Source organism: Isoptericola hypogeus (genome assembly GCF_039531145.1).
Taxonomy (GTDB): Bacteria; Actinomycetota; Actinomycetes; order Actinomycetales; family Cellulomonadaceae; genus Isoptericola; species Isoptericola hypogeus.
The window spans coordinates 1,114,997-1,121,093 of record NZ_BAAAPM010000003.1; the positions used below are offsets into that span (position 1 = coordinate 1,114,997).

Genomic DNA, 6,097 nt, shown 5'->3' on the forward strand with positions numbered 1-6,097 from the left:
TTCCACGCGACTTGTCCACACACCTGTGGATAACCTCTGGCCAGGCGGTCCCCTGGCCTCACACCCAGGGGCGCGCTCCGGACACCTCGGCCGTGCGCCGCTCCAGCTCCTCGGCGGGGAGCACGAAGCCGTGATCGTCGACGGCCGTCCCCCCGACGCGGCGCTGGAGCGCGAGCACGAGCCGCGCGTGCAGCGCCCGCATCCGGGCCCGTGCGATCAGGTGCAGCCCCGACGGGTGCTCCACCTGCAGCTCGTACTCGTCCTGCGGCGCCCACCGGACGCGGTAGACCACCGTCCCGGGTGCGGGCTCCAACCCGGCGAGCGCCGGCGGCAGCCCGGCCGCCCGGACCACGTCCGCCACGGTCGTCCCGTCGTAGGGCGTGGCAGCCACGACCCGGTACCCCGACGGCCCGGCGCTCCCGTCCTCCGCGACTGCGCGCGCCGTCGCGACCAGGGAGCGGACGACCGCGAGCAGGTCCGCGGGCGGCAGCACCGACGACGTCCACAGCGCGAGGTCCACCGCGGCCGACGGGTCGGGGCGAACGAGCCGGCCCCCGTCCGCGAGCACGATGCCGCCGGCCCGGCGGGCCACGGCCACCGCCCAGCGCACCACCCGCAGCTCCTCGCCCTCGGGCACCCCACCCGGGAAGGCACGGCCGATCCCGTCGCGGTCGTCGTACGACGCCGGGCGCGCGCCGCGCCGGTCCAGCGTGCCGTCCGTCCGCCCCAGCGCCCAGGCGACCGCCGGGCCCGGCAGCCCGAAGGCGTGCGCCGCGTCCTCCGGGACCGGGAACGGGCCGGTCGCGCGGTACGCGTCGCCCAGGCGCAGCGTCCCGGGGACGGCGCCGCCGTCGGCCCTGGGGCGCATGCCGCGGAACCGGGCTCCGACGACGATCCCGGTCGCGGCGGCAGCCCGGGGCGGGCGCAGCCAGGCGGCGTCGTCGAACCACGCCAAGGCGAGCCCGGGGATCTCCGGGACACCGGCCGCGTCGGGGACGACGAGCAGGTGATCGGACGCGTGCTCCGCGGGGACGAGCGCGTGGACCGGGTCCATGCGCGGAACGTACCGGCGCGAAGGGATCCGCCGTGTGTCGGGGGTGTTACCTCCGCGTGACGCCTCGGTCGGCTCCCCTGTCCGGCTCCCCCGGTGAGGCGCGCACGTCGTGCAGGTGGTGGACGACGTCGTGCAGGAAGTACTGCCCGAGCGTGCGCACCGTGAACACCGACCCGTTGGACCGGCGTCCGCCGCGCCCCTCGTCGGAGGGCGCGACGGCGTCGAACCGGGCGGCGACCGCCCGGCCGGCGCGCTCGAGCTCGTCCGCGACCGCCGGCGGGTCCTGGTGCGCGTAGTCGCCCTCGAGGGCAGCGGCGTCCTGGTCCCAGTTGGCGAAGAGTGGGTCGTCCTCGATCAGGATCAGCGCGAGCCGCTCGTCGAAGACCCGGAAGACGTCCCGCACGTGGGCGCCGTACTCCAGCGGCGACCAGGTCCGCGGGTCGGGGCGCGCCGCCACGTCGGGGCGCCCGAGCACCGCGCGCCACCGCGGCAGGCTCCCGCGGACCGCCTCGCCGACGGCCGCGACCTCGACGTCGGCGGCCACGAACCCGCACTCCGGGCACGGTTCGGACAGCACCCAGGTCCAGTCCTTGGTGTCGGGGACGATGCGGTCGGGCTGCGGCGCCGGGGCCGCCGTGGAGTCGGTCACAGCGGCACCCTAGCCCCCAGGGGTGGACCGGGGTACTGACGACGGATGCCTATGATGTCAGCATGCCCAAGATCATCGGGAAGAGCCTGCACGAGCACCGCCAGATGACCCGGCACAAGCTGTTCACCGCCTTGTCGACGCTGATGGCCGAGCGCGGCTTCGACTCCGTCACCCTCGCCGACATCGCGACCGCGGCGGGGGTCGGGCGCACCGCCGTCTACAACCACTTCCCCGACAAGGAGGCGCTGCTGCTGGGCTTCATCACCCACGAGACCGAGCAGTACGCGCAGACCCTGGAGCGTGCTCTCGCGGAGGTGGCCGACCCCGTCGAGCAGCTGCGCACCTACATCCGCCAGCAGGCGCAGCTCGCGCGCGTCTTCCACCTGGCTCCCGGGCCGGACCTGCGCACCGTGCTCTCGCGGACCACGCAGGCGCGCCTGCGCGAGCACGCGGAGATCGTCGAGTCGATCCTCAAGCGGATCCTGCGGGCCGGCGTCGCCGAGGGCGAGTTCCCCCAGCAGGACATCGAGCCCACCGTGCAGCTCGTCAACGCGTGCCTGTCGGGTCGCCTCATCCCCGAGGACCCCGCCTCCCGGGAGCGCGCGATCCGCGCGGCGGAGGCGTTCGTGCTGCGGGCCGTCGGCGCGCAGCCCGCCGCCGCCTGACGACCTCGTCGGTCGGGCTCGTCGAGCCTGACGACCTCGTCGGTCGAGCCTGTCGAGCCTGTCGAGCCTGTCGAGACCACGCCACAGGCGAGCTCAACCGTCGTTGTGGGCTCAGCCGCCGGGCGTCCAGGCGTCCGCCGGCCGGTGGTGGTGCTCCGGCGGAGGCGGCTGGTAGGCCTGCGGCACGGGCGCCAGGTGGGCGCGCGCGAACTTCAGCGACGCCTCGAGGTCGGCGTGCCGCTCGTGGGCGGTGCGCGCCTTGCGCGTGGAGATCTCGACGACGACGTCGCCGCCGAACCCGCGCCGCTCGAGCTCCTCGAGGACCTTGTCGCACGCCATCTCGCCGCGTCCCGGCACGAGGTGCTCGTCGCGGGCCGAGGCGGTCCCGTCCGCCAGGTGCACGTGCCTCAGCCGGTCGCCGAACCCGGAGACGAGCTCCATCCCGTCCTGCTGCGCGACCGCGGCGTGCGACAGGTCCAGCGTCACGGCGTCGTAGTCGTGGTCGGCGGGGTCCCAGCCGGGCAGGTAGGCCTTGAGCTCGCGGTCGCCCTTGGAGCGCGGCCGCCACGGGTACATGTTCTCGACGGCGACCGTCACCTCGCCGGCCTCGTTCAGCTCGTGCACCAGGTCCTGGAACTGGCGCGCGTACTTGTACTGCCAGCGGAACGGAGGGTGCACGACGACCGTGCCGGCGCCGAGCTCTCCCGCCATCTCGACGCTGCGGCGCAGCTTCGACTCCGGGGCCCGGCCCCACACCCGCTGGCTCACCAGCAGGGTCGGCGCGTGGATCGAGCGGACGGGGACGCCGTGGTCGGCGGCCAGCCGGGAGAGGGCAGCCGGGTCCTGGGTCGCCTCGTCGGACCACACCATGACCTCGACGCCGTCGTACCCGAGCTCCGCCGCGACCTCGAAGGCGAACGCCGCCCGGCGCGGGTACACCGACGCGGTCGACAGGGTGACGGGGATCGGGACCTCGGGCATGCGCGGCACGCTACTCGTCGTTCCTGACGGCACGCTGAACAGGGGCTGGCCTCACGCTGACACGCTACCCGCGGGCCCCCCGACCCCGCCCGCCGACGTCGCCGACCATGCGGTTCCTCCGGGGTCGGCCGCACCGTCCCCCGCGGAACCACCTGGTCGGCGAGCAGGATGGGCATGTTCGGCGGATAGGGTCCAGGGCATGGTGCGCGCGGTGGTGTTCGACGTCGGCGAGACCCTGATCGACGAGACCCGGATCTGGACCCGGTGGGCGGACCGGCTCGGCGTCCCGGCCCTGACGTTCCTCGGCGTGCTCGGCGGGTGCGCCGCGCTCGACCTCTCCCACCGGCGCGCCTTCGAGATGGTGCGGCCGGACGTGGACGTGACGGCCGAGCTCGAGCGTTGGGCCCGGGACGACCCGGACGGGCTGCGGGAGAACTTCGACGCCGACGACCTCTACCCCGACGTGCGCGAGGCGCTGGCGGCGCTGCGCTCCGCGGGGTTCGCCGTCGTCGTCGCCGGCAACCAGCCGCCGCAGGCCAGGGCCGCCCTCGAGGCGATGGACCTGCCCGTGGACGCGATCCGCACCTCCGACGAGTGGGGCGTCCAGAAGCCCGACCCGGAGTTCTTCGCGAAGGTCGCCGAGCTCAGCGGGCTCCCCGCCACCGAGATCGCGTACGTCGGCGACCGCCTCGACAACGACGTCCTGCCCGCCGCCGACGCCGGCATGCGGCCGATCCTGCTGCGCCGCGGGCCGTGGGGGTACCTGCACGCCGAGCGACCCGAGGCCGCACGGGCCACCGTCGTCGACTCGCTGCTGGACCTGCCCGCCGTTCTCGTCTGAGACCCCGCGGCGCGCCGGACCGCTCGGCTACGCTCGCGCCCATGCTCACGAAGACCGCGGTCACGGACGCGCAGGTCGCGGCGCTCGTGGCGCCGCTGGGCGCCGTCGCCCGCGTGGAGCCGCTGCCGGGCGGGCTGTTCGCGAGCGTGCTGCGCGCGGACCTCGCGGACGGGCGGCGGGTCGTGGTGAAGGTGACCGGCGCGGACACGTCGCGGCTGCTGCGCTACGAGCACGGCGTGCTGGGCACGGAGGCGGCGGTGGACCGGCTCGCGCACGCCGCCGGGCTGCCCGTGCCGCGGGTGCTGCGCCACGACACGACGCGCGAGCACGTGGACGGCGACGCGCTGGTCGTGACGTTCCTCGACGGCGACCTGTGGAGCACCGCCGACCTCGACGCCGCCGCGACCCGCCGCGCGCGGCGCGCGCTGGGGTCCTTCATGTCCCGGCTGCACGCGATCACGGGCGGACGGTTCGGCTATCCCGCCCCCGAGTCCCGGCTCGGTGCCGACTCGTGGCCGGACGCCGTGACGGCGATGGTCCGCGCCGTCGCCGACGACGCCGCGAGGTGGGGCGTCGACCTGCCCTCCGGCCGGCTGCTCGACGCCGTGGCCCGGTACCGCGACCTGCTCGCCGACGTCACGACGCCCCGCCTGGTGCACGCCGACCTGTGGCCGGGCAACGTGCTCGTGGACCCCGGCGGCGCGGTGGTGGGCGTGCTCGACGCCGAGCGCGCGCTCTGGGGCGACCCGCTGTTCGAGCTCGTCGGGGCGGACCAGCTCGGCGTCGGCGCCGTCGACGCCGACCTGCTGGCGGGCTACCGGGCGGCGGGTGGGGACCTGGGGGTCGGCGACGGCGCCCTGGGCTCGGGCGATCCCGACGCGTGGACGCGGCTGCGGCTGTACCGGGCGTACTTCGCGTGCCTGCTGGTCGTGGAGGTCGTGCCGCGCGCCTACCGCGGCGACTGGGTCGCGGCGCACGAGCGCGCCGCCCGCGCGAACCTCGGGCGCATGCTCGCCGAGCTCGGCGCCTGACCGTCAGCCCGTCCAGCCGAGGCCGCCCATGGCGTTCAGCGCGAGCAGCACGCCGAGGATGCCGAGCACCCACCCGGTCATCTCGGCGGCGTTCCTGGACAGCCACGCCTCGAGCCTGCGCAGCAGCGGGTCGACCGCCCGCGCTGCAGCCAGGCGTCCCACCAGCAGGAGCAGCGCCGGCGCCACCATGACGACGCAGTAGGCCGCGAGCACGCCGACGCTCGTCCCCGTCGCGAGGTCCGACGTCGTGATCAGCCCGATCGCGGCGAGGTACGGCAGCATGGTGCCGACCTCGAGCGCCACCGCGCCGAGCGCCAGGCCCATCAGCGGCAGCAGGGACGTCCGCGGGCGCGCGGCCACCGCCGTCAGGCCGGGCACACCGCGGTCGGACGACGGGACGCCGGTCTCCGTCCCGGCGTCGGCCGCGCCGTCGATCCCCATGGCCCGCTCCCGCCAGCGCACGAGCCGCCCGGGCCGGGCACCCTCCCGCTCGGCACGTGCGCGGGCCTTCTTGCCGTCGAAGCGGAAGCTCAGGGCGAAGAGGCCGATGCCGAGCAGGAGCTGCACGATCATGGCGGGGCGGGAGTCCAGGGCGTCCCCGTACCGGTCGAGGAAGGCCCCGGCGCCGAGCAGCACCGCGACGCCCACGACGAGGTAGAAGGCCGCGACCGTGCCCAGGTACGCCAGCATCCGCCCGGGCCGCGCCCGCCCCGGGGCGAGGAGCAGCCAGACCGGGATGAGCAGGGTGCCGAAGCTCGTCGAGTCGATCAGCGCGAGGATCACCAGGGCGCCGGCCATGGCGCCGAGACCGGCGCCCTCCAGCCCTCCGAGGTCCAGGGGAAGTTCCATGCGGCGAGCCTCTCGCGCCCGGCCGCG

General features: G+C 75.6%; 7 protein-coding genes. 3 read left to right on the top strand and 4 right to left on the bottom strand.

Annotation, left to right across the window (positions count from 1 at the left end; genetic code table 11):
• Positions 1-58 precede the first annotated feature (58 nt).
• A complete protein-coding gene (locus tag ABD254_RS07285; RefSeq protein ID WP_344247073.1) occupies positions 59-1,054 on the bottom strand; it encodes a hypothetical protein in 996 nt (331 codons plus the stop codon).
• Between the two features lie 46 nt (positions 1,055-1,100).
• Positions 1,101-1,703 (bottom strand): DinB family protein, encoded by a 603-nt coding sequence (locus ABD254_RS07290; protein ID WP_344247075.1) that lies wholly within the window; start codon positions 1,701-1,703, stop codon positions 1,101-1,103.
• Positions 1,704-1,765: 62 nt separating this feature from the next.
• Here ABD254_RS07290 and ABD254_RS07295 point away from each other — a divergent pair, with 62 nt between their 5' ends.
• The gene (locus ABD254_RS07295) at positions 1,766-2,368 is read left to right on the top strand and encodes a TetR/AcrR family transcriptional regulator (protein WP_344247077.1); all 603 of its coding nucleotides are present in this window, start codon (positions 1,766-1,768) and stop codon (positions 2,366-2,368) included.
• Positions 2,369-2,479: 111 nt separating this feature from the next.
• On the opposite strand, the gene ABD254_RS07300 is transcribed toward ABD254_RS07295, so the two are convergent.
• Positions 2,480-3,349: a sugar phosphate isomerase/epimerase family protein gene (locus ABD254_RS07300; protein ID WP_344247079.1), complete on the bottom strand. Its 870-nt coding sequence runs from the start codon at positions 3,347-3,349 to the stop codon at positions 2,480-2,482.
• A 199-nt stretch (positions 3,350-3,548) separates the two neighbouring features.
• On the opposite strand from ABD254_RS07300, the gene ABD254_RS07305 reads away from it, so the two are divergent.
• On the top strand, positions 3,549-4,190 hold the full coding sequence (locus tag ABD254_RS07305; RefSeq protein ID WP_344247081.1) for an HAD family hydrolase: 642 nt from the start codon (positions 3,549-3,551) through the stop codon (positions 4,188-4,190).
• A gap of 41 nt (positions 4,191-4,231) precedes the next feature.
• Positions 4,232-5,221 carry a phosphotransferase family protein gene (locus ABD254_RS07310; protein WP_344247083.1) on the top strand — a complete coding sequence of 330 codons (990 nt, stop codon included), beginning with the start codon at positions 4,232-4,234 and terminating at the stop codon, positions 5,219-5,221.
• A 3-nt stretch (positions 5,222-5,224) separates the two neighbouring features.
• Here the strand turns inward: ABD254_RS07310 and ABD254_RS07315 are convergent, their stop codons facing one another.
• Positions 5,225-6,070 carry a GAP family protein gene (locus ABD254_RS07315; protein WP_344247085.1) on the bottom strand — a complete coding sequence of 282 codons (846 nt, stop codon included), beginning with the start codon at positions 6,068-6,070 and terminating at the stop codon, positions 5,225-5,227.
• Positions 6,071-6,097: the final 27 nt, after the last annotated feature.